At 75.1% G+C, this 25922-nt stretch carries 22 protein-coding genes; 6 read left to right on the forward strand and 16 right to left on the reverse strand.

The window, feature by feature from the left end; translation table 11 throughout:
• Window position 1: 1 nt before the first annotated feature.
• Window positions 2–868 (reverse strand): DUF72 domain-containing protein, encoded by an 867-nt coding sequence (locus PH190_RS26305; protein WP_274234501.1) that lies wholly within the window; start codon window positions 866–868, stop codon window positions 2–4.
• Between the two features lie 47 nt (window positions 869–915).
• A complete protein-coding gene (locus PH190_RS26310; RefSeq protein ID WP_274234502.1) occupies window positions 916–2775 on the reverse strand; it encodes an acyl-CoA dehydrogenase in 1860 nt (619 codons plus the stop codon).
• A 154-nt stretch (window positions 2776–2929) separates the two neighbouring features.
• On the opposite strand from PH190_RS26310, the gene PH190_RS26315 reads away from it, so the two are divergent.
• Window positions 2930–5302: an FUSC family protein gene (locus PH190_RS26315; protein ID WP_274234503.1), complete on the forward strand. Its 2373-nt coding sequence runs from the start codon at window positions 2930–2932 to the stop codon at window positions 5300–5302.
• Here the strand turns inward: PH190_RS26315 and PH190_RS26320 are convergent.
• The 3 genes from PH190_RS26320 to PH190_RS26330 all read right to left on the reverse strand — a co-directional run bounded on the left by PH190_RS26320 (window position 5245) and on the right by PH190_RS26330 (window position 7915).
• A complete protein-coding gene (locus PH190_RS26320) occupies window positions 5245–6570 on the reverse strand; it encodes a D-arabinono-1,4-lactone oxidase (RefSeq protein ID WP_274234504.1) in 1326 nt (441 codons plus the stop codon). The two genes, PH190_RS26315 and PH190_RS26320, sit on opposite strands and share 58 nt — an antisense overlap.
• Window positions 6571–6666: 96 nt before the next feature.
• Window positions 6667–7236 (reverse strand): DoxX family protein, encoded by a 570-nt coding sequence (locus tag PH190_RS26325; RefSeq protein ID WP_274234505.1) that lies wholly within the window; start codon window positions 7234–7236, stop codon window positions 6667–6669.
• A gap of 184 nt (window positions 7237–7420) precedes the next feature.
• Entirely contained in the window at window positions 7421–7915 is a 495-nt protein-coding gene (locus tag PH190_RS26330) for a hypothetical protein (RefSeq protein ID WP_274234506.1), read from the reverse strand.
• Window positions 7916–8398: 483 nt separating this feature from the next.
• On the opposite strand from PH190_RS26330, the gene PH190_RS26335 reads away from it, so the two are divergent.
• Window positions 8399–10015 carry an SDR family oxidoreductase gene (locus PH190_RS26335; protein WP_274234507.1) on the forward strand — a complete coding sequence of 539 codons (1617 nt, stop codon included), beginning with the start codon at window positions 8399–8401 and terminating at the stop codon, window positions 10013–10015.
• 15 nt (window positions 10016–10030) lie between these two features.
• On the opposite strand, the gene PH190_RS26340 is transcribed toward PH190_RS26335, so the two are convergent.
• Entirely contained in the window at window positions 10031–10906 is an 876-nt protein-coding gene (locus tag PH190_RS26340; RefSeq protein ID WP_274234508.1) for an aldo/keto reductase, read from the reverse strand.
• Between the two features lie 118 nt (window positions 10907–11024).
• A complete protein-coding gene (locus tag PH190_RS26345; RefSeq protein ID WP_274234509.1) occupies window positions 11025–11963 on the reverse strand; it encodes an NAD-dependent epimerase/dehydratase family protein in 939 nt (312 codons plus the stop codon).
• A 52-nt stretch (window positions 11964–12015) separates the two neighbouring features.
• Here PH190_RS26345 and cutA point away from each other — a divergent pair, with 52 nt between their 5' ends.
• From cutA to PH190_RS26365, 4 genes are all read left to right on the forward strand, one after another.
• On the forward strand, window positions 12016–12345 hold the full coding sequence (cutA, locus tag PH190_RS26350) for a divalent-cation tolerance protein CutA (RefSeq protein WP_274234510.1): 330 nt from the start codon (window positions 12016–12018) through the stop codon (window positions 12343–12345).
• Window positions 12346–12374: 29 nt separating this feature from the next.
• A complete protein-coding gene (locus PH190_RS26355) occupies window positions 12375–13580 on the forward strand; it encodes an MFS transporter (RefSeq protein ID WP_274234511.1) in 1206 nt (401 codons plus the stop codon).
• 104 nt (window positions 13581–13684) lie between these two features.
• Complete coding sequence (locus PH190_RS26360) at window positions 13685–14680, forward strand: zinc-binding dehydrogenase (protein ID WP_274234512.1); 996 nt, start codon at window positions 13685–13687, stop codon at window positions 14678–14680.
• Window positions 14681–14714: 34 nt separating this feature from the next.
• A complete protein-coding gene (locus tag PH190_RS26365; protein WP_274234513.1) occupies window positions 14715–15722 on the forward strand; it encodes an RNA polymerase subunit sigma-70 in 1008 nt (335 codons plus the stop codon).
• Here PH190_RS26365 and dnaB read toward each other — a convergent pair.
• The 9 genes from dnaB to PH190_RS26410 form a co-directional block, all read right to left on the reverse strand.
• Window positions 15719–17110, reverse strand: coding sequence for a replicative DNA helicase (gene dnaB / locus PH190_RS26370; RefSeq protein WP_420791714.1), 1392 nt, complete (start codon window positions 17108–17110; stop codon window positions 15719–15721). The two genes, PH190_RS26365 and dnaB, sit on opposite strands and share 4 nt — an antisense overlap.
• 647 nt (window positions 17111–17757) lie before the next feature.
• The gene (rplI, locus tag PH190_RS26375) at window positions 17758–18207 is read right to left on the reverse strand and encodes a 50S ribosomal protein L9 (protein WP_274234514.1); all 450 of its coding nucleotides are present in this window, start codon (window positions 18205–18207) and stop codon (window positions 17758–17760) included.
• An 11-nt stretch (window positions 18208–18218) separates the two neighbouring features.
• On the reverse strand, window positions 18219–18455 hold the full coding sequence (gene rpsR, locus PH190_RS26380) for a 30S ribosomal protein S18 (RefSeq protein WP_116707953.1): 237 nt from the start codon (window positions 18453–18455) through the stop codon (window positions 18219–18221).
• 39 nt (window positions 18456–18494) lie between these two features.
• Window positions 18495–19058: a single-stranded DNA-binding protein gene (locus PH190_RS26385; protein ID WP_274234515.1), complete on the reverse strand. Its 564-nt coding sequence runs from the start codon at window positions 19056–19058 to the stop codon at window positions 18495–18497.
• Window positions 19058–19384, reverse strand: a complete 327-nt coding sequence (gene rpsF, locus PH190_RS26390) for a 30S ribosomal protein S6 (RefSeq protein WP_274234516.1) — start codon at window positions 19382–19384, stop codon at window positions 19058–19060. Before rpsF ends, PH190_RS26385 begins: the two co-directional genes overlap by 1 nt.
• A gap of 157 nt (window positions 19385–19541) precedes the next feature.
• A complete protein-coding gene (locus PH190_RS26395; RefSeq protein WP_274234517.1) occupies window positions 19542–20558 on the reverse strand; it encodes a hypothetical protein in 1017 nt (338 codons plus the stop codon).
• Window positions 20559–20731: 173 nt separating this feature from the next.
• Window positions 20732–22378, reverse strand: coding sequence for a glycosyltransferase family 87 protein (locus tag PH190_RS26400; protein WP_274234518.1), 1647 nt, complete (start codon window positions 22376–22378; stop codon window positions 20732–20734).
• 24 nt (window positions 22379–22402) lie between these two features.
• Window positions 22403–24910: a transglycosylase domain-containing protein gene (locus PH190_RS26405; RefSeq protein WP_274234519.1), complete on the reverse strand. Its 2508-nt coding sequence runs from the start codon at window positions 24908–24910 to the stop codon at window positions 22403–22405.
• A 483-nt stretch (window positions 24911–25393) separates the two neighbouring features.
• A complete protein-coding gene (locus PH190_RS26410) occupies window positions 25394–25801 on the reverse strand; it encodes a DUF5318 family protein (protein WP_274234520.1) in 408 nt (135 codons plus the stop codon).
• Between the last annotated feature and the right edge of the window lie 121 nt (window positions 25802–25922).

The following is a 25922-nucleotide window of genomic DNA, read 5'->3' on the forward strand; positions in this document are numbered from 1 at the left end:
GTCAGGCGCAGCGCTCCCGCAGCGCCATCGCGTCGAACGGTGCGTGCACCTTGACGTCGTTGTCGAAGTAGACGACGACGTCGCGGCCCGCCGGTGCCTGCGGCGGCGGGTCGTCGGGGGCGACGGTGTCCTCGGTCGGCGTCGCCGCGTCGGCCGCCCAGGCCCGGATGCGCGCCGCCCACGCGTCGAGCGCCGCCGCGGAGTAGCCGCTGGCGTAGAGCTCGGTGTCGCCGTGCAGGCGGACGTAGACGAGGTCCGCGGTGACGTCGTCGAGGCGCGGGAACGTGCCGGCGGTGTCGGCGACGACGAGCGCGACCCCGTGCCGGCGCAGCTGGGCGACGAACGCGGGGTCGCGGAAGCTCGGGTGGCGCACCTCCATCGCGTGCCGCAGCGGGCGGTCGGCGTCGGTCTCGGTGCACGGCTCCGGGACCTTGTCGGTGTGGCCCGCCGCCAGCGCGGCCGCCTCGGTGGTGGTGTGCGGCAGCAGGCGCAGGAAGTCCTCGACGCGCTCGGCGTCGTAGCCGAGGTTCGGCGGCAGCTGCCACAGGACGGGCCCGAGCTTCGCGCCGAGCGCGAGCGGGCCGGAGGCGAAGAAGTTGGCCAGCCCCTCCTCGACGCCGCGCAGCTTCTTCAGGTGCGTGACGAAGCGCCCGCCCTTGACCGCGAACACGAAGTCGTCGGGCGTGCGCTCCGCCCACGTGCGGTAGCTCGAGGCGCGCTGGAGGCTGTAGAACGAGCCGTTGATCTCGACGCTGTCGAGGCGCTCGGCGAGGTAGGTCAGCTCACGACGCTGGACCAGGCCCTCCGGGTAGAACACCCGCCGCCAGGGCGGGTAGATCCATCCGGAGGTCCCGATCCGCACGCTCATGTGAGCGGAATTCCCGGTCCCGGCCGGGAATTCCGCTCACGTGCGGATCAGAATGCCGCGACGTCCAGCTCCATGATCGAGTTGTCGGCGCCCTCGACGATCGTGCGGCGGCTGGAGAGCTCGGGCAGCACCGAGCGGGCGAAGAAGCGCGCCACCGCGATCTTGCCCTCGTAGAAGGCCTGGTCGCGGCCCGTGACGCCGGCGTCGAGCGCCGCGCCCGCGACCTCGGCGCCGCGCAGCAGCAGCCACCCGACGAGCAGGTCGCCCATGCTCATGAGGAACCGGACCGCGTGCTGCCCGACCTTGTAGAGGTTGGTGACGTCCTCCTGCGACGAGGTCAGGAACCCGACCATCGTCCCCAGCATCGCCTGGACGTCGCCGAGCGCCGTCGCGAGCAGCGCGCGCTCCTCCTTGAGCCGCCCGTTGCCGCCCTCGGCGTCGAGGAACGCCTGGACCTGGCCGGCGACGTGCATGAGCGCCTGGCCGTTGTCCCGGACGATCTTGCGGAAGAAGAAGTCCTGCGCCTGGATCGCCGTGGTGCCCTCGTACAGCGAGTCGATCTTGGCGTCGCGGATGTACTGCTCGATGGGGTAGTCCTGCAGGTACCCCGAGCCGCCGAGGGTCTGCAGCGACCCGATGAGCTGCTCGGTGGCCCGCTCCGACCCGACGCCCTTGACGATCGGCAGCAGCAGGTCGTTGACCTTCTCCGCCAGCGCGATCTCCTCGGCGCTGACCGCGCCACGGTCGGCCTCCGGTGCCTCGCCGAACCGCACGACGTCCTGGTAGGTCGACGTGAACGTGTACACCGAGCGCATGCCCTCGGCGTACGCCTTCTGCAGCATGAGGCTGCGGCGCACGTCGGGGTGGTGGGTGATGGGCACGCGCGGAGCGGTCTTGTCGGTCTGCTTGGTGAGGTCGGCGCCCTGGATGCGCTCCTTGGCGTAGGCCAGCGCGTTGAGGTAGCCGGTGGACAGCGTCCCGATGGCCTTCGTGCCGACCATCATCCGGGCGTACTCGATGACCTGGAACATCTGCGCGATGCCGTCGTGGACGTCGCCGAGCAGCCAGCCGGTCGCCGGGGTGCCGTGACCGCCGAAGGTCACCTCGCAGGTGGCCGAGGCGTTGAGGCCCATCTTGTGCTCGACGTTGGTGACGAAGGCGCCGTTGCGCTCGCCCGGCTCACCGGTCGTGTCGTCGAAGTGGAACTTGGGCACGAGGAAGAGCGACAGGCCCTTGGTGCCGGCCCGCGCGCCCTCGGGGCGGGCGAGCACCAGGTGCATGATGTTCTCGTGGAGGTCGTCGGAGTCCGCTGACGTGATGAAGCGCTTCACGCCCTCGATCGACCAGGTGCCGTCGCCGTTGTCGCGGGCCTTGGTGCGGCCGGCGCCGACGTCGGAGCCCGCGTCCGGCTCGGTGAGCACCATCGTGGCGCCCCAGCCGCGGTCGACCATCAGCTGCGCCCAGCGCTGCTGCTGCGCGGTGCCGTTGCGGTAGACCACCGAGGCGAAGTTGGGGCCCGCCATGTACATGAACACCGGGGCGTTGGCGCCGAGGATCATCTCGCCGGCCGCCCACTGCACCGACGGCGGGACGCCCATGCCCCCGATGGCGTTGTCGGCCGAGAGCCGCCACCACTCGCCGTCCCACATCGCGCGGTAGGACTTCTTGATGCCCTCGTCGAGGTGGGCGGTGTGGGTCTCGGGGTCGAACCGCACGGGGTTCCGGTCGCCGGACACGTACGAGTCCGCCAGCGGTCCCTCGGCCATCGACGCGACCTCGCCCAGCAGGGCGCGGGCGGTCTCCTCGTCGGCCTCGGCGAACGGCCCGGACCCGAACCGGTCCTGCACGCGGAAGACCTCGAAGAGGTTGAACTCGATGTCGCGGACGTTCGCCCGGTAGTGGCCCATCCCGCCTCGCTCCTGTCACCACGTGGTGTGCGGTCGACGTCCTCTACCGACCGGTAACCGCAGCTTATTACTCGGGGGTAACCCTGTCGAGGTCGGTTTCCGCCGTTCCCCCGTGCCAGACTCGCCCGCGACGGTCCGCGGCGACGGAGGAGCGGTGACGGGGCGGCTCGGGGGACGGCGCGGGTCGGTCGACCTGCGCACGTGGCTCGCGGGCGTGGACCCGGGCCTGACGCGCCTGCGGCTCGCGTCCATCGCCGTCGCGTCGATGGTGCTCGCGGTCGGGGTGACCGCGGCGGTGCGGGCGCTGCTCGACCCCGCCGAGCCGGTGACCGTCCTGCTGTTCACCGGCGTCCTGGCGATGGTCTCGAACCTCGCGGTCAACGAGCCCGACCTGCCACGACGCCGGGTCACCACCGCGCTGATGGTGCTGCCGGCGGCCGCGAGCACGGTCGTCGGTGCCTTCGTCGCCCCGTACCGGATCCCGTCGGCCGTGGCGTTCGTGGCCGTCATCGTGATCGCGGTGTGGGTGCGCCGCTGGGGCCCGCGCGGCTTCGCGCTCGGCATGGCCGGCTTCATGCCGTTCTTCTTCACCCAGTTCCTGCAGGTCGCGCCCGCGCAGGTGCCGTGGCTGCTCGCGGCGGTGGTCGTCGGGATCGCGTCGACGCTGCTGCTGCGCGGGGTGGTGTTCGCCGAGCGCCCGGCCCGCACGCTGCGCCGGATGGTCACCGCGTTCCGCGCCCGCGCCCACGCCCTGGTCGGGGCCACCGACACGGTCCTCGCCGGGATCGGGCACGGCGGCCCCGACGAGCGCGACCTCGAGGCGCTCCGGCGGGCCCGGGCCCGGCTGCAGGAGGTCGCGCTGCTCGTCGAGGACACCCTCGAGCAGACGACGGCCGGGCGGGTCTGGCCGGGCCTCGACGACGACACGCTCGCGCTGCGGATCGCCGACGCCGAGCTCGCGCTCGAGCGGCTCTCGGTGGTCGTGCGCCGCCTGGCGCTCCCGCCGACCGACCCGGAACCCACCGCGCCGCCGGACCCCGTGGTCGTCGCGGCCCTGCGCACGGGGCTGCGCCACCTGCAGCATGCGCTCGCGGCCGGGCAGGACCACGCCGCGATCCTCGAGGCGGCCGCGGACGCCCGGGCCGCCGTCGCCGGGCTCGTCGCGGACACCCGGCCGGGCGGCGAGCGGGTGCAGCGCACCGCCTTCGCCGTGCGGCGGGTCGCGGACGCCATCCACCACGCCCAGCTCGACGCCCCGTCGCGCCGGCCCGACGGCCACGCCGTGGAGCCGTCCCTGCGGCCGCCGCCCCCGCCGTCCGGGAGCGGCCCGGCCCCGGACGCGCTGACGGGTGGGTCCCCGCCGGCCGACCCCGACCGCCCCGACACCGACGACGTCCACCCCGCCGCCGAGCCCGCGCGCGAGGTCCGGGGCCTGGCCCTGAGCACGCGGCAGGCCGTGCAGGTCGGGGTGGCCGCGACCCTCGCGATCGTCGCCGGCGAGCTCGTCGCGCCGTCGCGCTGGTACTGGGCGGTGATCACCGCGTTCGTCGTCTTCGCCGGCACCAACAGCCGCGGCGACCTGCTCTCGCGCGGCTGGGGCCGGATCCTCGGCACCGTCGGCGGCGTCGTCGCCGGGATGGGGCTCGCGGCCCTCGTCGGCGGGCAGGTCCTGCCGTCGCTGGTGCTGCTGTTCGTCTGCGTCTTCCTCGCGCTCTACCTGGTACGCGTCTCGCCGTCGATGCTCGCGTTCTGGATCACGGCGGTGCTCGCGCTGGTCTACGGGCTCATCGGGCAGTTCAGCGTGGACGTGCTCGTGCTGCGCATCGAGGAGACGATCATCGGGGCGCTCGCCAGCATCGTCGCCGCGTTCCTCGTGCTGCCGCGCGGGACGCGGGCGGCCTTCGGCGAGGCGGTCAGCGACCTCGTCGACGCCATCGACCGGGTGCTCGGCGAGGCCACCGACCGGCTCGCCGGCCGCCGGCCGGCGCCGCCGGCGCGGGAGGGCGTGCGGGCGATGGACGACGCCCTGGCGACGCTGCGCCAGCGGGCGTCACCGCTGGTCGGGCGCTTCTCGCGGCGCCGGGCGCGGTCGAGCTACCAGCGCGGGCTGCGGGTGCTCGTGGTGTGCGACGTCTACGCCCGCTCGCTCGCGCGCACGGCCGACCACGTCGCCGACCCGGGCTGGGCCGCCACGCTCGACCCCGCCGCCGCCCGGGTCCGCGCGAACCTCGACGGGCTGCGCGACGTCCTCGTGCACGGGCACCGGGCCTCCGACGGCGGGCGGGTGCGCGCCCGGTCGGCCGAGGACCTCGTCGACGCCGCCGAGGGCTACGCGGCCCGCACGGTCGACGACCCGCAGCGGCGCACGGCCATGCTCACCGCCGCCCGGTTGCTGCGGCGCATCGACCAGGCGGTCGTCGGGCTCGCGGTCGACCTCGGGGCCGCGGAGGACGACCTCGACGAGGAGGGTCAGTCGCCGAGCACCGCGTCGAGCGCGGGCGTCGCGAACACGCGGTCGGGGTCGTAGTCGTCGCGCACCCGGCGGAAGTCGGGCAGGCGCGGATAGGCCGCGACGGTGTCCTCGACGGTCCAGTCCGACCGCGACGCCCAGTGCGGGCGGCCGCCGTGCGCGCGCAGCACCCGCCAGGCGCGCTCGAGGACCGGCGCGTGGTCGGTGCCGCGCGGGACGCGGACGGCCACCCAGCCGGTCGGGCGGCCGTGGGCGGGGTGCAGCCACCCCGACTCCGGCGCCCCGACGCGCAGGCGCACCGGGAGCCCCACCTCGAGCCCGTCGTCGGCCAGCGCGGTGAGCAGCTCGCGGGCGCCCTCGAGGAACGTCGTGCGGGGCAGCGCCCACTCGGTCTGCTCGAAGCGCACGGCGGGCGGGCTGGACAGGACCCGGTGCATCGGGCCGGTCGCGGTGACGGTGCGCGCGAGCCGCGACACCGCGCGGTTGAAGCGGGGCACGAGGCGGGGCAGCGCGCGCTCGACGACCACCGCACCGCCCAGCGCGGTCCGCCCCGTCGCCCCGGCGACGGTGACGCCGACGGTGCGCTCGCGCTCCTCCTTCTCGGCCTTCTCCGCACCGTCGGCGTCCTCGTCCTCGCTCTCGGGCGCGTGCTCGGGCAGGGGATCCACCCAGCGCGTCAGCGCGGTGCGCGCGGAGGGGAAGACGGCCGCCTCGACGACGGGGTGCGAGGCCCAGAACTGCGCGTCGAGCACCTCGTCGACCGGGCGCGGCTCGCGCGTGACCCGCACCCGGCCCGCCGGGACCACGGCGAGCTCGGCCTCGAGCAGCACGCCGAGGGCGCCGAGCGAGGTGCGGGCGGCGTCGAGGTCGGCGGCGGCCACGTCGCGGAGGCGTCCGCGCCCGTCGACGAGGCGCACGCCGACGACCGCGGCCGAGAGCGAGCCGAGCGACGACCCGCTGCCGTGCATGCCGACGGCGAGCGCCCCGCCGACCGTGGGGGCCGCGAGCTCCAGCGGCGCCTCGAGGGCGAGGTCGCGGTCGGCGAGCTCGGCGTGGAGCTGGGCGAGCGTCGTGCCGGCGCGGACCCGGACCGTCGGGCGGCCCGGACGTCCACCGGAGCCGGTGATGCCGCTGAAGGCCGACAGGTCGACGTGCACGCCGTCGGTGACCGCGAGCGCGCTGAAGGAGTGCCCGGCGCCGACGGGCCGGACGGCCTGGCCGCGCTGGGCGGCCCGTCGCACCACGCCGGAGACCCCGCTGTCGTCGAGCGGGCGCACCGTCGCGGTCGGCCGGCACTCCCGGCCTCCGGACCAGTTCGTCCACACGGCGGTCACCCTAGGGGCATCACGGGGTCGGGGCCGGACCGGCGCGGGGGCCGCCGCACCGGGCGGCCCCCGTCCACGGTCACGGTGTCCCGGGGGTCAGGACGCCAGCGCGCCGATCGCGACGTCGACGCCGTCGACGACGTTGCGGCGGACCTGGTCACCGGCGGCGCGCAGCTTGTCGCCCGCGCCCTCGCTGCGGTCGGTGAGGTCGCTCGTGCGCTCGGCGAGCTTGCGCGCCGCGCGGCGGCCACGCCAGCCCAGCGACGGCTTCCCCTCGGTGTCGACCGCGGCGAGGATCAGCCCGCCGAGGATCGCGATGTTCTTGAGGAACTGCTGCTGCTCGCCGGTCTTCTCCACCGGGTCGGACTTCTCCCAGAACGGGTGCCCGGCGACGGTCGTGGGGATGACGCTCGCGGCCAGGGCCAGCGACGCCACGCGCGGGAGCTTGTTGATCGCGAGCAGCGAGCCGGCCGCGATCTTCACCCCGGCGTCGATGCGGACCAGCTGGCCGGGCTCCGACGGCACTTGGTCGGGCAGGTTGGGTGCCGCCTTCTCCAACAGCGGCGTGGCCTTCTGCACGCGTGGCTCGGGGTTGAGCAGGGTGTCGACCCCGCCCTTGATGAAGATGGCGGCCAGCATGGGCCGGGCGAGACGACGGATGATCACGAGAGCGGACCTCCACGGGCGCGACGGATGTGGGCGGCGGCGCCGGGGGCGGGCTGACCGGGGCCCGACGGGGCCGCGCGGGGGCCGGAGCATATCCCCGCGCGTCCCCCGGCTCCGGAGCGCGCCCGCCCGGGGCGCCGGGCCGCCGCACGGACGACCCGACGTTCGGTACCCGTCAGCGCCGTCAGCGACGCAGGGCGTGCCGACCCGTCCGGGCGTCCTCGCGCTTCCACGCGTGGCGCCCGCCCTCGGGTGCGACGTCGCGGTCGTCGGCGGCCGAACGGGGGCGGCGACGGCGCTCGGCGCGGCGGCGCAGCTCCTCCTCCGGCGACTCGTCCCGTGACACGGACCGCAGGTCCGCGCGCTCGGACCGCCGGGACCGCTCGGACCACTCCGACCGCAGGCCCGCGGAGGTCGAGCCGTCGAGCGCCGGCGGCGGCACCGTCGGCACCTCGCGCAGGCCCGAGCGCCGGCCCGTCGGGTCCTGCACCGGCAGCGGCCCCGAGCCGGGGTGCGGCTCGGGCACCGACACGGCGCCCCGGACCGGGCGGCGCGACCGGTCGACGGTCAGCTCCTGGAAGATCGGCGTCGGCTCGGCGTGCCCGAGGCGCGCCAGGGCCCGATCGCCGTGGGCCCGATCACCGTGGGCCCGATCACCGCGGGCCCGGTCACCGACCACCGTCCGCTCACGTCTCACCTCACCGCGCGGCCGCAGGGCGCCGATACCGGCCCCGGGCCGCTCCAGCGGCGACGGCTCGTCCCACACCCACGTCCCGTACGCATCCAGTCGCCACCCACCGGCCCCGTCGCTCGCGCCACCGGACCCCAGGTCGTCACGCCACACCCACACGTTCCTTCGACCTCCCCGACTGCTGATCGATCAGCCCGTCCTCGCTCCGCCGCCGAACGGCTGAACGACATCGAGCGTCTGGACCCCACAACGGCAGGGACGGGCGACGACTTGGGGCCCGAATCCGCGCGATACGGCCAGTTGCCCGCGACACGCCGACGGATCCCCCGAGCGTGTGTCACCCCGAGAGGGGTCGGGAGAGGTTTCGGGCCTCGTGTGGGGGTCGGTCGACGGCACCTCCCGGGCCCGGAACCCGACCCGCGCGGGCCGGTCGGGCTGCGGGCCGGTCGCTCTCGCGCCACGATCGCCGTCGTGCGATGCGTGGTCACCGGAGCGACGGGTTACATCGGCGGGCGGCTCGCGCCGCGCCTGGCCGCGGAGGGCCACGACGTGCGCTGCGTCGTGCGCAGTCCCGGCAAGATGCGCGACGTCCCGTGGGCCGCCGACGTCGAGGTGGTCGAGGGCGACGTGCTCGACGAGGAGTCGATGCGCCGGGCGTGCCAGGGCGCCGACGTCCTCTACTACCTCGTGCACTCCCTGTCCGAGCAGGGCTTCGCCGCCGTCGACCGGCGCGCCGCCATGATCAGCGCGCAGGCGGCCCGCGAGGCCGGGGTGTCGCGCATCGTCTACCTCGGCGGCATGCACCCCGAGGGCCTGGACCCCAACGACCTCTCCGAGCACCTCGCCTCGCGCGCCGAGGTCGGCGAGATCTTCCTGCGCTCCGGCGTGCCGACCGTCGTGCTGCAGGCGGCGGTGATCCTCGGGTCGGGGTCGGCGAGCTTCGAGATGCTGCGCTACCTCACCGAGCGGCTGCCGGTGATGCTCACGCCGTCGTGGGTGCACCACCGCGTCCAGCCGATCGCGATCCGCGACGTCCTGCACTACCTGGTGCGCGCGGTGACCGTGCCGGCCGAGGTGAACCGCACCTTCGACATCGGCGGGCCGGACGTCCTGACCTACCTGCAGATGATGGAGGGCTTCGCCGAGGTCGCGGAGCTGCCGAAGCGCACGATGCTGCCGGTGCCGGTGCTGACGCCGCGGCTGTCGTCGCACTGGGTCAACCTCGTGACGCCCGTGCCCCGCTCGACGGCCGTCCCGCTGATCGACTCCCTCATCCACGAGGTGGTCGCCCAGGAGCACGACATCGATCGCTTCGTCGCGCAGCCCGAGGGCGGGCTCACCGGGTTCCACCGCGCCGTCGAGCTCGCACTGCAGCGCATCAGCAGCGGGCAGGTCGAGACGCGCTGGTCGGGCGCGAACGCGGGCTACGCGCCCTCGGACCCGCTGCCGAGCGACCCCGAGTGGGCCGGCGGCACCGTCTACACCGACGTGCGCGAGCGCCCGTCGTCGGCGTCGGTGGAGCACGTCTGGGACGTCGTCACCGGCATCGGCGGGGAGCGCGGCTGGTACTCGTTCCCGCTGGGCTGGTGGGCGCGCGGGGTGATGGACCGCCTCGTCGGCGGCGTGGGCCTGCGCCGGGGCCGCCGGGACGCCGACTCGCTCAAGGTCGGCGACGCGCTGGACTGGTGGCGTGTCGAGGAGTGCCTCGACGAGCGCAGCACCGACCGCCGCGACGCGGTCGGGCTCGAGCTGGCCGAGGGCGAGCGGCTGCTGCGCCTGCGCGCCGAGATGAAGGCGCCGGGGCTCGCGTGGCTCGAGCTGCGCGTCGCGCCGACCGAGGACGGCTCGACCTACCGCCAGCGCGCGATCTTCTTCCCGCACGGGCTCGCGGGCCACGCCTACTGGTGGGTGATCGCCCCGTTCCACGTGCTCGTGTTCGGGGGCATGGAGCGGCGCATCGTGGCCGCCGCCGAGCGCGTCGAGCGGGGCGAGGACCCGGAGCCGCCGCACGGCCTCCTCGCGCGGCTCAAGGACCGGCGCGCCCGGCGGGACGCCGAGCGCGCCCGTCCGGTGCGCGTCGGGGCCTGAGGCTCCTGAAGGGGTCTACGCCGCCGCGTCGAGGGTGGCGACGGTGCTGCGGTCGAGCTCGAGGGCCGCGGCGCCGCAGTTCTCCTCGAGGTGCTCCAGCGAGCTCGTGCCCGGGATCGGCAGCATCACCGAGCTGCGCTGCAGCAGCCACGCCAGCGCGACCTGCGCCGGCGTCGCGCCGAAGGCCTCGGCCGCGCGCTCGGCGGCGTTGCCCGGCTCGGCGAGCTTGCCCGCGTCGGCCGGCGCCCACGGGATGAACCCGATGCCGTGCGCGGTGCAGTGGCGCAGCACATCGTCCGACGAGCGGTCGACGAGGTTGTAGCGGTTCTGCACCGACGCGACGTCGACGATCCGCCCGGCCGCCTCGATCTCGGCGACCGAGACCTGGCTCAGGCCGACGTGGCGCACCTTGCCCTCGCGCTGCAGGTCGGCGAGCAGGCCGAACTGCTCGTCGGCGGCGACGTGCGGGTCGATGCGGTGGAGCTGGAAGAGGTCGAGGGTCTCCACGCCGAGGCGGCGCAGGCTCATCTCGCACTCCTGGCGCAGGTAGTCGGGCCGCCCGCACGGGATCCACTTGTTCGGCCCGGTGCGCAGCAGGCCGGCCTTCGTCGCGACCGCGACCCCGCGGTAGGGGTACAGCGCCTCGCGGACCAGCTCCTCGCTGACGTACGGGCCGTACGAGTCGGCCGTGTCGACGAAGTCCACCCCGAGGTCGACGGCGCGGCGCAGCACGGCCACCGCGGTGTCCGGGTCCTTCGGCGGACCCCAGATGCCCTCGCCGGTCAGCCGCATGGCGCCGTAGCCCAGCCGCCGCACCGTCAGGTCGTCGCCCAGCGTGAACTCCCCGGAGGCGGCCACGACGCCGTGTCCGACCCCGCTGTCGTCGGTCATCAACTCACCCTCTCCCCGGCCGTGTGGAGTCCCGGCCGTGGCCTCCACCCTGGCACTGGCGGTCCGCGGACGCGGGCGGGCGTGTCCCATCTCCCACCCGACCGGTCGGTAGCCCCCGTCAGGCCGAGACGGCGGCCATCCAGCGGGCCGTGACCTCGAGCCCCTCGGCGATCCCGCGGGCCGTCACGCCGAGCGCGCGGGCGTGGTCGTCGCGCACGCGGTAGCCGCCGAGCCGGCCGTAGACCACCGAGCGGTCGGCGAACGGCGGCGCGTCGGGGGAGAGCTCGCTGCCCTCGGGGAGCGCGCGCACGCGGTGGGGGCTGCCGGCCAGCTCGCAGTAGGTGTCGAGCACCTCGGGGAACGACGCGACCTGCCCGCACAGCACGTAGCGCCGGCCCGCCTCGCCGTCGGTGAAGGCGAGGAGCTGGCCCGCCGCGACGTCCTCGGCGAGCGTCCAGCCGACCCGGGTGTCGACGATGTCGCCGACCTCGCCGCGCGCCGCCGCGACCAGCAGTTGGTCGTAGCTCAGCGGCCCGCGCGGCGACGGCCCGTAGGCGTTGACGACGGTGGCGACGACGGCGTCCACCTCGCCTGCGGCCACCGCGTCGAGCACGACCGCCTCGGCCTCGGCCTTGGTCGCCGAGTAGGGGTCGGTGAGCGCGGTGCCCCCCGCGGCGTCCTCGGCGACGAGCAGGCCGGGGCCGTCGGGGTCGGGGACGGCGATCGCGGCGCTGGTCGAGGTGTGGACCAGCCGCCGGACCCCGGCCCGCCGCACCGCCTCGACGACCCGCCGCGTCCCGCCGACGTTGAGCTCGTGCGCCTCCGGACCGGGCGCGCCCACGGCGGCGGCGAGGTGGAAGACGCCCTCGCAGCCGTCCATCGCGCGGGCCAGGGACTCGCCGTCGGCGAGGTCCGCGGCCACCCGCTCGACGCCGTCGGGCAGGACGTCGGCCCGCGCGGGATCGCGCACCACGGCCCGCACCGCGTACCCCCGCTCGTGCAGCAGCGTGACGACCGCCGACCCGACGAACCCGGTGGCACCGGTGACGAGGAGCATCGGCGCATCGTGGCACGGACCGCCTTCCCTCGACGGCTTCGGAGGCTCCCCGATGTCTGACGCACCCACCGCCCGCGTCGTGCTCACCACCACCGACTCCGCCGACGAGGCCGAGCGGCTTGCCCGCCTGCTCGTCGACGCGCACCTGGCCGCGTGCGTGCAGATCGCCGGCCCGGTGCGCAGCGTGTTCCGCTGGGAGGGCACGGTGTCGGTGGAGCCGGAGTGGCAGCTCTGGCTCAAGACCGACGCCGCCCGCGTCGACGACCTGCGCGATCGCCTCGTCGCCGAGCACACCTACGACGTGCCCGAGGTGCTCGTCCTGCCCGTCGTGGGCGGGCACGGGCCCTACCTGGCGTGGGTGACGAACGAGACCGAGGCGTGAGCGGGTCCTGACCGTTAGCCTCGGCAACGATGTCGACGTCGCTGGAGCCCGCGGTCCCGACGGCCCTGCGCCGCGGCGAGCCCGGCTTCCGCCCGGTCGCCATCGGGCTGTTCTTCGCGGGCTTCACGACGTTCGCCCTGCTCTACGCCACGCAGCCGCTGCTCCCGGCGCTCGTCGACGCCTACGGGATCACGCCGGGTGAGGCGTCGCTGTCGGTCTCGGTGAGCACCGCCGCCGTGGCCGTCGGCATCATCCCGGCCAGCGCGCTCTCTGAGCGGTGGGGCCGGCGCCCGGTGATGCTGGGCTCGCTGGTGGCCGCGGTCGTGCTCGGCCTCGCCGCAGCGGTCGCCCCCGGCTTCGGGCTGCTGCTCGTCCTGCGCGGCCTCGAGGGCCTGGCGCTGGCCGGGCTGCCCGCGGTCGGCATGGCCTACCTCGCCGACGAGATCGACGGCCGGCACCTCGGCGGCGCGATGGGCCTCTACGTCGCCGGCAACTCGGTCGGCGGCTTCGGCGGCCGCGTCGTGGTCAGTGCCCTCGCCGACCTCACCGGCTCGTGGCGCTGGGCGCTCGGCGGGATCGCGCTGCTCTCGGCCGCCTGCCTCGTCGCGTTCGCGCTGGTGCTGCCCGCCTCGCGCCGCTTCCGCCCCGCACCCGTCGGCGTCGGGGCGCTCCTGCGGGAGGTCGGCGCGCACCTGCGCGACCCCGTGATGCGCCGGCTCCTCGCGGTCGGGCTGCTCGTCATGGGCGTGTTCGTCTGCGCCTACAACTACGTGACGTTCCTCCTGCTCGGTCCGCCCTTCCGGCTGCCGCCGCTGGTCGTCGGCTTCGTGTTCGTGCTCTACGCGGTCGGCACGGCCACCTCGACCCGCGCGGGGCGGCTCGCCGACCGCGTCGGCGCCCGGCCCGTCCTCATCGGGGCCGCCGGGCTCGCGGCCGTCGGGGCCGTGGCGATGCTGACGCCGTTCGTCGGCGTCGTCGTCGGCGGCCTCGTGCTGCTGACCGTCGGCTTCTTCGCCGCGCACCCCGTGGCGAGCGCGTGGGTCGGCCGGCGGGCCGAGCACGGCCGCGCCGTGGCGTCCGGGCTCTACCTCGGCGCGTTCTACGTCGGCTCCTCGGTGGGCGGGACGCTCGGCGGCGTCGCCTACGGCCTGGCCGGCTGGCCCGCCACCGTCGGCTTCATCGGGGTGCTCCTGGCACTCACCGTCGTCGTGGTGTGGCCGCTGCGCTCGCCTTGACGGACTCGGGGGGCCGACCGATTCCTCCCGGGCGCGACGGAGGTCTACCCGGTCACCGGTGCCTCCTCGTCCAGGAGGCGGCACCCCCGCACCGAGGAGCACCCGTGACCGTCCCGCCGACCATGCGCGCCCTCCGACAGACGTCCTCGCACGGCCCCCGGGACCTGGTGGTCCACGAGGTGCCGGTCCCGGAGCCCCGGCCGGGCGAGGTCCTCGTCCGCGTCGGGGCCGCGGGCGTCAACGTCGCCGACCTCCAGCAGGCGTACGGCACCTTCGGCGGCGGCCCGCAGCCGCCTTACGTGGCCGGGATCGAGGCCGCGGGGGAGGTCGTGCGGGTCGGCGAGGGCGTGACCACCGTGGCGCCGGGCGCCCACGTCGTCGGTGCCTGCATCGCGGGCGGCGCGTTCGCCGACTACGCGGTGCTGCCCGCGGCGGGCGCGCTCCCCGTGCCCGCCGGGTGGACCGACGAGCAGGCCGTGGGCCTGGTGGTCAACTGGCCGACCGCGATCGCGGCGCTCGGGCCGCTCGGCGGGCTCCGTGCCGGGCAGACCGTCCTCGTCCACGCGGCCGCCGGCGCGACCGGGCAGGCCGCGGTGACCCTGGCCCGCCACCGCGGCGCCACCGTGGTCGGCGCGGCGTCGGCCGACAAGCACGCGGTGGTCCGGGAGCGGGGTGCCGACCACGTCGTCGACGCCCGCGCCGACGATCTCGCGGCGGACGTCCTGCGCGCGACGGGCGGCGTGGGCGTCGACCTGGTGCTCGAGTCGGTCGGCGGGCCCACCCTCCCCGCCAGCCTCGCCGTGACCCGGCGGGTCACGGGCCGGGTCGTCGTCCTCGGCATGGCCGGTGGCCCGGGCTCGATCAGCACCTGGGATCTGGTGTACCGCCACCAGGTCCAGGTCGTCGGGCTGAACATCGGTGTCCTCGCGCAGGCCGCGCCGCACGTCTTCGGCGAGGTGCTGCAGGAGATGGCCGAGCTGCTCGCGGCCGGGGTCATCGCCCCCGGCGCGCCCACGACCCACGCCCTGACCGACGGGCCGAAGGCCCTCGCGGAACTGGAGGCCCGGGCGACCGTCGGGAAGCTGGCCCTGCTGCCGTGACCCGGACCGGCCCGCCGCGCCCTAGCCTCCGACCGTGACCCCGCACGGCGCGGCGCCGCCGGCCCGCGACCGCTTCGCCGCCGACACCGAGCCCTTCCGCCGCGAGCTGGTGGCGCACTGCTACCGCATGACGGGCTCCGCGCACGACGCCGAGGACCTCGTCCAGGAGGCGTACCTGCGGGCGTGGCGCTCCTACGACGCCTTCGAGGGCCGGGCGTCGGTGCGCACCTGGCTGTACACGATCGCCACCAACGTCTGCCTCACGGCGCTCCGGTCGCGCCGGCCGCGGTTGCTCCCCTCCGGCCTGGGCGGCGCCCAGGAGGACCCGGATCGACCGCCGGACCTGGTGGGCCCGGGCGAGGTCTCGTGGCTGGAGCCGTTGCCGGACGGCTGGACCGACGCCCCCGCCGACGACCCGGCGGCCACCGTCGTCGCGCGGGAGTCGCTGCGGCTCGCGCTCATCGCGAGCCTCCAGCACCTGCCCGCCCGCCAGCGCGCGATCTTCCTCCTGCGGGACGTGCTGGCGTTCTCCGCGCTCGAGACCGCGGCCGTGCTCGACGCGAGCACGGCCGCGGTCAAGAGCGGCCTCCAGCGTGCCCGCGCGCGCCTCCACGAGGTCGCGGCGGACGCCGACGAGCTCCTCGAGCCCTCCGACCCGCGCACCCGCGCGCTGCTCGACGGCTACGTGGCGGCCTTCGAGCGGTCCGACGCCCGGTTGCTCGAGCAGGTGCTGCGCGCGGACGCCGTGCTGGAGGCGACGCCGTTCCGGCAGTGGCAGGCGGGCCGGACCATGTGCGTACACGTGCTGCGCACCTTCGTCCTGGCGACCGCGGGCGACTGGCGGATGGTCGGCGTCGTCGCGAACGGTCAGCCCGCCGCCGCCGTCTACCGCCGGGACCCCGCCGGCGCGCTGCGCGCCGACGGCGTCGTGGTGCTCGCGCCCACCGCCACCGGGATCGCGCGGGTGGTCAAGTTCCACGATCCGGCGCTGGTCCCGCTGTTCGGCCTCCCCGACGTCCTCCGGGGAGCGGGCGGCGCCTAACCCCGGGCGATGTCGCTGAAGCGGCTGTAGTGCAGCTGGTGGGCCACGGTGATCGTCGCCGTGGGGCCGTTGCGGTGCTTGGCGAGGATGAGGTCGGCCTCGCCGGCGCGCGGGTCGTCGCGCTCGAACGCGTCGGGGCGGCTGATGAGCATGACCATGTCGGCGTCCTGCTCGAGCGACCCGGACTCGCGGAGGTCGGAGAGCATCGGCTTCTTGTCGGTGCGCTGCTCGGGACCACGGTTGAGCTGGCTGATCGCGACCAGCGGGACCTCGAGCTCCTTGGCCAGCAGCTTGAGCTGACGCGAGAACTCCGAGACCTCCTGCTGGCGGGACTCGACCTTCTTGCCCGAGGTCATCAGCTGCATGTAGTCGAGGATGATCAGCTTCAGGTCGTGGCGCTGCTTGAGCCGCCGCGCCTTCGCCCGGATCTCCATGATCGTCATGTTGGGCGAGTCGTCGATGAACAGCGGCGCCTCGCTGATCTCGCTCATGCGCCGCGCGAGCCGCGTCCAGTCGTCGTCGGTCATGGTGCCGGCGCGCATGTCGGCCAGGCGGATCTTCGCCTCGGCGGAGAGAAGGCGCATGACGATCTCGGTGCGGCTCATCTCCAGGGAGAAGAACGCCGAGGTCAGGCCGTGCTTGACGCTTGCCGACCTGGCGAAGTCCATCCCCAGGGTCGATTTCCCGATGCCGGGCCTCGCCGCCACGATGATCATCTGGCCGGCGTGGAGGCCGTTGGTGACGTCGTCGAGGTCGGTGAAGCCCGTCGGCACGCCGAACGACACCCCGCCGCGCGAGGCGATGGCGTCGATCTCGTCCATGGTCGGCTGGAGGACGTCCTCGAGGGCGACGTAGTCCTCGGTGACCCGCCGGTCGGTGACCTCGTAGACGGCGGCCTGGGCCCGGTCGACGATGTCGTCGGTGTCCGACCCCTCGGCCCCGTGGTAGCCGAGCTGGACGATGCGCGTGCCCGCCTCGACGAGGCGGCGCAGGATCGCGCGGTCGGCGACGATCTCGGCGTAGTAGCCGGCGTTGGCCGCCGTGGGGACCGTCGCGATGAGGGTGTGCAGGTACGGCGCGCCGCCGATGCGCAGCAGCTCGCCGCGCTTCTCGAGCTCGGCCGACACCGTCACCGGGTCGGCGGGCTCGCCGCGGCCGTAGAGGTCGAGCACGCACTCGTAGACCGTCTGGTGGGCCGGACGGTAGAAGTCGTCGGGCTTGAGCATCTCGATGACGTCGGCGATCGCGTCCTTGGACAGCAGGATCGCGCCCAGTACCGACTGCTCGGCCGGCAGGTCCTGCGGCGGCTGCCGGTCGAACTCCGGCGGGGCCGAGCCCGGACGCTCCGGACCCCGCCCGGACGTCCCCCGATCGTCCAGCACCGCCACGACGGTCACTCCCTCCGCTCGCCCCGGACAGGCCCTCGACGCACCGCACCCGTCGAACACCTGTTCTAGCAGTGCTCTCCGACAGCCCACCGGGCTCCGGCCGGGCCGGCGCGAGGCGGCGACCCGTCGGCAGCCGTCGCGACCGCGTTCCGGGGGCACGCTAGGTCCCCGGCGAACGCGGCTCCAGCAGGCCCTGGGGATGGAGTGGGGACAGCCCCGGGATCGGTCCGCCGAGCACACCCCCGCGGTGGGCACACACCTGGGGACAACCTGTTGGCAACACCCTCATCCGCCTCATCCGTGCAGCTCAGCGGCCTGTGCGCATTGTGGACAACAAGTGGATGGAGGGCCGCACGGCGCGTCGTCCCGGGGCGTGTCGCCGGGGTGTTCACCCGCTCGCGGGGCGTGTCGAGCCGAGCGGCGGGCCCGGCTCGCCGGGCGGCCACCGCAGGGTGACCACCGTGCGACCACCGGTGATCGCCGGGTCGGTCGACGGGTGATCGACGGGTGATCGACGCCGTGATCGCCGGGTGATCGACGTACCGATACGGACGTCCGGTGTCGGCGGAGGCACGTCGCTGACACCCCGGACACACGTCGGGCCCGGCACCAGGAGGTGCCGGGCCCGAGGTGGGGACTGCTGGCGGTCAGGCGCCCTGGACGTCCAGGGGAAGGTCGACCGCGACGTCGGGGTGCAGCCGGACGACGACCGTGTGGTCGCCGGTCGACTTGATGTGCCCGGCGATGTCGATGAACCGCTTGTCGAGGTTCGGGCCGCCCTGGGCGCGGACCGCGGACACGACGTCGGCCGGCGTGACCGAGCCGAAGAGGCGCCCGCCCTGGCCGGCCTTGCCGGTGACCGTGACGGTGCCGAGGCCCTGGATCTGCCCGGCGACCTCCTTGGCGTGGTCGAGGTCGCGGATTCGCTTGCCCTCCTGGGTGCGACGGATCGTGTCGACCTGCTTCTGCGCGCCGCGGGTGGCGACGATGGCCAGCCCGCGGGGCAGCAGGAAGTTGCGGCCGTAGCCGTCCTTGACCTCGACGTTGTCGCCGGGGCCCCCGAGGTTGGGGACGTCGGCGGTGAGGATGAGCTTCACGTCGTCCTCCCTCAGCGCGCCGTCGACGTGTAGGGCAGGAGCGCCATCTCGCGCGAGTTCTTCACCGCGGTGGCCACGTCGCGCTGGTGCTGGCTGCAGTTGCCCGACACCCGACGCGCGCGGATCTTCCCCCGGTCGGAGATGTACTTCCGCAGGAGGTTGGTGTCCTTGTAGTCGATCAGCTGGTTCTTGTCCTTGCAGAAGGTGCAGACCTTCTTCTTCGGCTTGCGCACCGGCGGCTTCGCCATGGTGTGTCTTCTCCTGAGCAGAACTGGGATGTGTGAGGTCTAGAAGGGGGGCTCGTCGTCGTAGCCGCCGCTGCCGCCCGACGATCCGGCGGCCGGGGCCGAGGCCCACGGGTCGTCGGACCCGCCGTAGCCGCCGCCGGACCCACCGGAGCCCCCGGAGCCGTAGCCGCCGCCACCGTTGCCGCCGCCGGAGCCGTAGCCCCCGCCGCCACCGCCGTACCCGCCGCCGCCCTGGCCCCGGGAGGCCTTGGTGACGGACGCGGTGGCGTAGCGGAGCGAGGGGCCGACCTCGTCGACCTCGAGCTCGATGACGGTGCGCTTCTCGCCCTCGCGGGTCTCGAACGAGCGCTGCTTGAGCCGTCCCTGCACGATCACCCGGGCCCCGCGCGTGAGCGTCTCGGCGACGTTCTCGGCGGCCTGGCGCCAGATGTTGCAGCGCAGGAACAGCGCCTCGCCGTCCTTCCACTCGCCGCTCTGGCGGTCGAAGGTGCGCGGCGTCGACGCGACCGTGAAGTTGGCGACGGCGGCACCGGACGGCGTGAACCGCAGCTCCGGGTCGGCGGTGAGGTTGCCGACGACGGTGATGACCGTGTCGCCGGCCATCAGTTCGCCTTGCCCCGGCGCCCGGCGAAGGCGGGGTCGCGGCGCATGACCTTGGTCCGCAGCACGGACTCGTTCAGCGCGAGCTGGCGGTCCATCTCCTTGACCGTGGCGGGCTCGCAGTTGATGTCGAGCACCGCGTAGATGCCCTCGGCGTTCTTCTCGATCTCGTAGGCGAGGCGACGGCGGCCCCAGACCTCGACGTTCTCGACGGTGCCGCCGTCCTTGCGGACGACGTTGAGGAACGTCTCGAGGGACGGGGCGACGGTGCGCTCGTCGAGGCTCGGCTCGAGGATCACGACCAGTTCGTAGTGGCGCACGAGATCCACTCACCTCCTGTGGGCTGAGCGGCCACGGACGTTCCGTGGCAGGAGGGTCTCGGTCCTTCCAGGCTAGCAACCTGCGATGCCGGTCCCGCCGAGGCCCTACCGGGTCCGACGCAGCAGCCCGCCCGACGGTTCCGTCGGGTGCGTCGAGGTCTGCGGGTCAGGCCGGGACGGGCGTGCGGCCGACGGCCGGGGTGCGCGCTGCGGCGGCCTCGTCGAGGTCCTCGGCGTCGTCCTCGTCCGTGTTCCCGACCGTGTCCTCGGCCGCGCCCACCGCCCGGGTGGCGCCGGTGTCGCCGGCGGACCTCGCTGTCGTCGCTGCCGTGGCGGTGGCGCCGGCCTCGACGTCGTCCTCCTCGGGCGTGACGACCGGCGCGGCCGACGCCGCCGCGGTGGCCTTGCCCAGCACGACGCGACGGACCGTGAAGGCCGCGACGCCCGACAGCGCGAGGACCGCGATCAGCGCGGGCACGCCGACCCCGCCGTCGCTCAGCCCGTCGACCGGCAGCGCCTGGACCTGGCTCGCGGTGGTCACCGCGCTGGCCGAGTCGTAGCCGAGGTAGGCCGGGGCGCCGGCGCGCAGGCCGGGGAACGCGGACCCGAGCAGGGCGTTGGGGTCGAGGGCGCGCAGGCCCGGGGCCGGGCCGGACGCCGAGCGCAGGAACGACGAGGGCAGGGCGCCGAACGCGGGCGCGAAGGCCGGCGCGGCGGCGGCGGCCTGCTGCGGGGTCAGCGTCGGCGCGGCTGCGGCGGCCGGCGCCGGGGTGCGGGCGGCCCGGGACGCCGAGGTCGGCGCCTCCTGCGGCTCGGGGTCGAGCACCGCGCCCGTGCCGCGGCTGAGCTGCTCGGTCGCCGGTCGCAGCGGCGGGGCGGCCTGCGCGACCTGCTCGGAGACGGGCTCGACGACCTGCACCTGCACGCGGCACAGGAGCCCGCCGACGAGCTTGGTGATGGGGTCCATGCCGCGGGTGACCTCGCGGAGGAACGGCAGCCCGAGGTCGGGGATCACCTTGACGGTCTGGCCGGGCTCGGCGCGCACCGTCTCCCCGCAGCGCGCCTCGACGACGTCGTCGGCGGCCGGCGCCGCCAGCGCGGACCCGGCACCGAGGAGGAGCGTTCCCGTCAGCACGCCGCCGGCGAGGGCGGCCGTCAGCAGGCGGGGAGCACGCAGCGCCATGAAGGGGACCTTTCTCCGTCTGCCCGGGGGAGTGCCGGCGGAGCCCCACGGGGGGAGCGGGCCGACCGGCGGCACGTGGTGACCAACGAGGAGGTCGCCCGGTGGTGACGCCCAGCCTCACCCGCCCGCCGAGGTCGTCGCCCAGCGACACGCCCGCCGGTGCGGACCCGCCCTCATCGGGGGACTGTGGTCCGCTCCCGCCGCCGCCGAAGCAGGCGCCCGACGGGTCGGCCGACGACCCCGCCGACCGTGTCGAGCACGGCGTCGGCCCGCGCCAGGCGACGCGCCTCGTCGGGGGCGCCGTCGAGCACGCCGCCGTCGGGGTCGTCGAGCCCGCGGGAGAACGACGGGTCGCGGGGCGTGCGGATCGGGTCGTGCTCGGGCCGCAGGACCGACCGGACGACCAGCGCGGCGACGGCGAGGACCGCGACGTCGCGCACGACGACCGCGCCGTAGAACCAGGGCGCGGGCAGGCCCTTGGCGTCGGTGCCGAGGTAGTAGTACATCCGCGGCGCCCAGACCAGCGCGTCGAGCAGCATCCACACCAGCAGCGGGCGCCAGCGCGGGTAGGCGAGCACCGCGAGCGGCACGAGCCACAGCGAGTACTGCGGGCTCCACACCTTGTTGGTCAGCAGGAACGCCACGATGACGAGGAACGCGATCGCCGCGAACCGCGGTCGCCGCGGCGCCCGGACGACGAGCACCGCGATCGCCAGGCAGCACACCGCGAACAGCACGGCGCTGACGGCGTTGAGCACCGTCGGCGGCTGCCCCGGCGCGAGCGGCCCGTCGAACCCGCTCCACCCCGTGAACCCGGCGACGACGTTGTAGAGCGAGTCGGGGTCGGCGCCGCGCTCACCGTTGAGCCGGAAGAACTCCCACCAGCCCGCGGGCGCGAGCCAGGCGACGGGCAGGTTGATCAGCGCCCACGCCAGCACCCCGGCCGCGGTCGCCTGCGCCCACGCCCGCATCCGTCCGGCGCGCAGGCAGAGCAGCAGCAGCGGGAAGAGCAGGAACAGCGGGTAGAGCTTCGCCGCCGCCCCGATGCCGAGCACGACGCCGGCGAGCACCGGTCGTCGCCGCGACCAGGCGAGCATCCCCAGCGTCGCGGCGGCGACGGCGAGGGTGTCGAAGTTCGTGAACGCGTGCACCGCGACCAGGGGCGACACCGCGGCCAGCGCGGCGTCCCACGGCCGCCCGGGTCGCAGCCGGACCATCGCCCAGATCGTCACCAGCCACGCGAGCGCGAGCCAGAACGCCGAGAGATCGAAGTAGACGACCACCGCGAGCCCGCCGGGGAGCAGGCCCGCGTCGGCGCCGGCGAGCCAGAGGTCCGCGAGGCGCGCGTTGGCCCACTGGAAGAACCCCGTGAGCACCGGGTACTCCATGTAGCGGACCTGCTCGCTGCCGTCCTCGCGGCGGTCGACCCACGACGTCACGTACGGCACGCCACCGGTGTCGAGACGCTCGGCGGTGTAGAGCGGGACCGTGTCCGAGTAGCACATCGCGACGTACTGGCGGCCGTCGCGCCAGTCGAGCTCGAGCCCGTCGTCGCCCGGGTACTGCTGCAGGCACGGCGCCTTGGCGAACCAGGCGAGCGCCAGCACGACGACCGCGAGCAGCAGCACCACCCGCAGCGGGGTCAGGAACCGCGCCCGACCGGCGACGGCGTGCTCGCCCAGCGGCCCCCCGACCGCCGCCGAGAGCGACGCGACGAACGGGTCCTCCTGGGTGGGGCGCACCCGTTGGTCGGGGCCCAGCGAGGCGGGGTCGTGGGTGCGCGCCCGGGACGAGCCGGAGTGGGTGGGGGCGCCGGTCACGCGGGCCGCCCTCCGGATCGGGCGTCAGCCACCACCGAACAGACCGCCGCCGTCACCACCGCCGCCGTCACCGCCACCGCCGCCCTGGCCGCCACCGCCGTCGCCGCCCTGGCCGCCACCACCACCGCCGTCACCGCCACCGCCGCCGTCGGCGGCCTGGCCCGCGGGCTGACCGCCCTGGTCACCGCCGCCGCCCTGGTCGCCGCCGCCGTACTGGCCCTGGTCACCGCCGTAGTAGCCGCCGTCACCGCCGTACTGGCCCTGGTCACCCTGGTCGCCGCCCTGGTCACCGCCCTCCTGGCCCTCGGGCGGGCACGGCTGGCCCTCGACGCACTGCCCCTCCGGCGGCGCGGTCGGCGTGGTCTGGGGCGGGGTGCCGATCGGGCGGAACTCGGAGAACTGCTCGACCGGATCGCCGCTCAGGGCGTCGTTCATGTAGCCCTGCCAGATCTGGCCGGGCACGCCGCGACCGTAGATCGGTGCCCCGCTGCGGTTCTTGATCGGCGTGTTGTCGTCGGTGCCGACCCACACCGCCGTGGAGATCGAGGGCGTGAACCCGACCATCCACGCGTCGTTGTTCTGGCCCTCCACCGACGACTGCACGGTGCCCGTCTTCGCGGCCACCGGGCGGCCCCCGGACAGCGGGATCCCGGAGTGGTCGGCCACCTGCAGCATCGCCTCGGTGACGTTGCGGGCGAGCTGCTGGGTCATCCGCGTCTCGCCGGCCGGCGCCCCCGCGTCGAACAGCACGCGGCCATCGGCCGTGGTGACGCGGCTGACGAGGTGCGGGCGGTGGTAGACGCCGTCGGCGGCGAACGTGCCGTACGCCGCGGCCATGTCGCCGGGCCGGACCTCGCGGTCACCCAGCGAGATACCGCCCGAGGGGTTCGGGAGCTCGGCGCTGACGCCGGCCTGGTGCGCCGCGTCCGCCACGCGTTGCGGGCCCACCTGGACGCCGAGCTGGTAGAAGACGGTGTTGATCGACTGCGTCATGGCCGTGCGCAGGTCGCAGTTGGCGCAGTTCTCGCCCTCGTTGTTCTCGACCTCGGTGCCCGCGATCGTCTGCGGGCTCGAGCCGTCGAACGTCGTGCCGAGACCGATCGGCGAGGGGTTGCGCTGCAGGCCCGCGAGCAGCACGAACGGCTTGAACGACGAGCCGGGCTGGCGGCGGGTCTGCGCGTAGTCGAACCCGGAGCCCTCCTGCCCGCCGTAGTAGGCGAGCACGGCGCCCGTGCGCGGGTCGACCGACACCAGCGCGGTGCGCAGGTTCTGCGGCTGCCCGCGCAGCTGGCGCTCGACGGACTCGACGGCCTCGTCCTGCAGCTCCGGGTCGATGGTGGTCGTGACCTGCAGACCCTCCTGGTTCACCTGCTGCTCGGTGATCCCGTAGGAGTTCAGCTCGTCGCGCACCGCCGAGACGATGTGGCCGCGGTCGTTGTCCGGGATGCCGCTGCGGCGCGGCTGCGGCGGGATGGTCGCGGGGAACGTCTGGCCCGCGCGCTCGCCGGCCGGCAGCCAGCTCTGGCTGACCATGCCGTCGAGGACGAAGGTCCAGCGCTGCTGGGACATGCCGGGGTCGACCGCGGGGTCCCAGCGCGACGGCGACTGGATGAGCCCGGCGAGCATCGCGCCCTCGGACACGGTCAGCTGCGAGACGTCCTTGCCGAAGTACGACTGCGAGGCGGCCTGGATGCCGTAGGCGCCGCGGCCGAAGTAGATCGTGTTGAGGTAGTTGCCGAGGATCTCCTCCTTGGACTGCTCCTGGGAGATCTTCGCCGCGATCACCACCTCGCGGTACTTGCGCCACAGCGAGTACTCGTCGCCCACCAGCACGTTCTTCACGTACTGCTGCGTGATCGTCGACCCGCCGCCCGAGCCGCCGGTGGCCTGGTTCCAGGTGGCCCGCAGGATGCCGACGGGGTCGAAGCCGAGGTTCGAGTAGAACGAGCGGTCCTCGGCCGAGAGCACCGCCTGCTGCACGTGCAGGGGCACCTGGGTGACCGGCACCTTGATCCGGTTGCCCTGCTCGGGCACGAGCGAGGCCAGCGACGACCCGTCGGCGTAGGACATCGTCGCGACCTGGTTGTTGGCCGCGTCGTCCGGCGTCGGCACGCGGAAGAAGATCCAGCCGACCGCGAACGCGAGCACCGGCCCGAGGATCACCAGGCCGAGCAGCAGGACGACGATGCGCCGGAGACGGCGGCTGCGGCGCTTCGGCCCGGGGCCGGGCGGGCCGGGACGGCCGGGACGGCGGCCGCGCGGGGGCTCGTCGCCGCCGTCGTCGCCCCGGCCGGGCCGCGTGCGCGACGGGGCCACGGCCGTGCCCGAGAGCCCGCCGGCGGCCATGGCGGCGCGCGACGACCCGGCCGCGGCGGTCGGCGCCATCGCGCGGGTGGCCGAGCCGTTGCGGCCGTGCTCGCCCGTGCCGCGGGGACGCGCGGTGTCGTGGGTCAGCAGGCGCGGCTCGCGGGCCGTCTCGCGCCCCTCGGGCGGCGTGACGGTGCCGACGGCGCTGCGGCGGGCGGCGGGCACGGCCGACGCTGCCGACGTGGCGGTCGCGGACGTGGCCGAGGTCGCTGAGGTGGCGGAAGTAGCCGTGCCGTTCGCGACGGTCGGGGCGTCGACCGAGCTGTGGTCGTGCTGACGGGTGGGGTTCTGCGACGGGGGGACGGGGCGCCAGCCCGGGGGCAGGCCGCCGTCGGGGTGCGGGGCGCCGTTGCGGGGGCCCGGCGGGTGCGGCCCGGGACGGCCGTGTCCCGGCGGCGGTCCCGCGGGCGGGCGGCCGGGGGCGCCGCGGGGTGGGCCGGGCGGGGAGCCGGGCGGCGGGCCCCCACGGCCGCCGGGCCGGGCCGGCGGCGGGGGTGGGGTGCCGCGGTCGGGCGCGGAGGGTCGCGTACCCCCGCGCTCCGTGCGCCGCTCGTCGTCCACCGATCGCCTCCCGATGCCGGGTGGTGCCCTGTGTTCAGGCCCGAGGGCCATCCCGTCGGTCCCGGGGGCCGCGATCGGCCGGAGCCGTCAGGGGGAGGCGGTCCGGCGGCGCCGGCGGCCTCCTCCCGACGCGTCGTCGGTCCCCAGGACGTATGACTGTACGAGGTGGTTCCATCGGCACGATCGGCAGACCTCCACGACGTGGACGGTGAACTCGCTGATCGCATCCGCCAGACGGCTGATCTCGTCGGCGGAACGAGCGGATCCGGCGGCCGCACCGAGGCGTTCGCCGAAGATCCAGTTGACCTCCACGAGCGGTTCCTGCCGGCAGAGCGGGCACGGCCGGGCGGTCGGCCGGCCGTGGTACGAGGCCGCCTGGAGCAGGTAGACCCCGGCGTCGCAGGCGTCCGCGGTGGCTACGCGGCCGGCCGCGACGTCGGCGAGCGCCGCGCGGCGCTGCAGCGCGTAGTCGACCACCTGACGGACTCCCGGCACGAGGCCAGCCTAGCCACCGTGACCGGTGTCCGTCCCCTGCTCCGGCGGGGTCCGGGAGCCCCGGAGGCCCGATCGACTGTGACGTGATCGCCGATCGGGGTCGCGTGATGTATCGGTCCGA

Origin of the sequence: Actinomycetospora straminea (assembly GCF_028737255.1) — a bacterium.
GTDB lineage: Bacteria > Actinomycetota > Actinomycetes > Mycobacteriales > Pseudonocardiaceae > Actinomycetospora > Actinomycetospora straminea.

Excerpts from the sequence above, each read along its gene's own strand:
- PH190_RS26305 (WP_274234501.1), bottom strand. The coding sequence starts at position 868 with ATGAGCGTGCGGATCGGGACCTCCGGATGGATCTACCCGCCCTGGCGG.
- PH190_RS26310 (WP_274234502.1), bottom strand. The coding sequence starts at position 2,775 with ATGGGCCACTACCGGGCGAACGTCCGCGACATCGAGTTCAACCTCTTC.
- PH190_RS26340 (WP_274234508.1), bottom strand. The coding sequence starts at position 10,906 with ATGACCGACGACAGCGGGGTCGGACACGGCGTCGTGGCCGCCTCCGGG.
- PH190_RS26345 (WP_274234509.1), bottom strand. The coding sequence starts at position 11,963 with ATGCTCCTCGTCACCGGTGCCACCGGGTTCGTCGGGTCGGCGGTCGTC.
- cutA (WP_274234510.1), top strand. The coding sequence starts at position 12,016 with ATGTCTGACGCACCCACCGCCCGCGTCGTGCTCACCACCACCGACTCC.
- PH190_RS26355 (WP_274234511.1), top strand. The coding sequence starts at position 12,375 with ATGTCGACGTCGCTGGAGCCCGCGGTCCCGACGGCCCTGCGCCGCGGC.
- rpsR (WP_116707953.1), bottom strand. The coding sequence starts at position 18,455 with ATGGCGAAGCCGCCGGTGCGCAAGCCGAAGAAGAAGGTCTGCACCTTC.
- PH190_RS26385 (WP_274234515.1), bottom strand. The coding sequence starts at position 19,058 with ATGGCCGGCGACACGGTCATCACCGTCGTCGGCAACCTCACCGCCGAC.
- PH190_RS26395 (WP_274234517.1), bottom strand. The coding sequence starts at position 20,558 with ATGGCGCTGCGTGCTCCCCGCCTGCTGACGGCCGCCCTCGCCGGCGGC.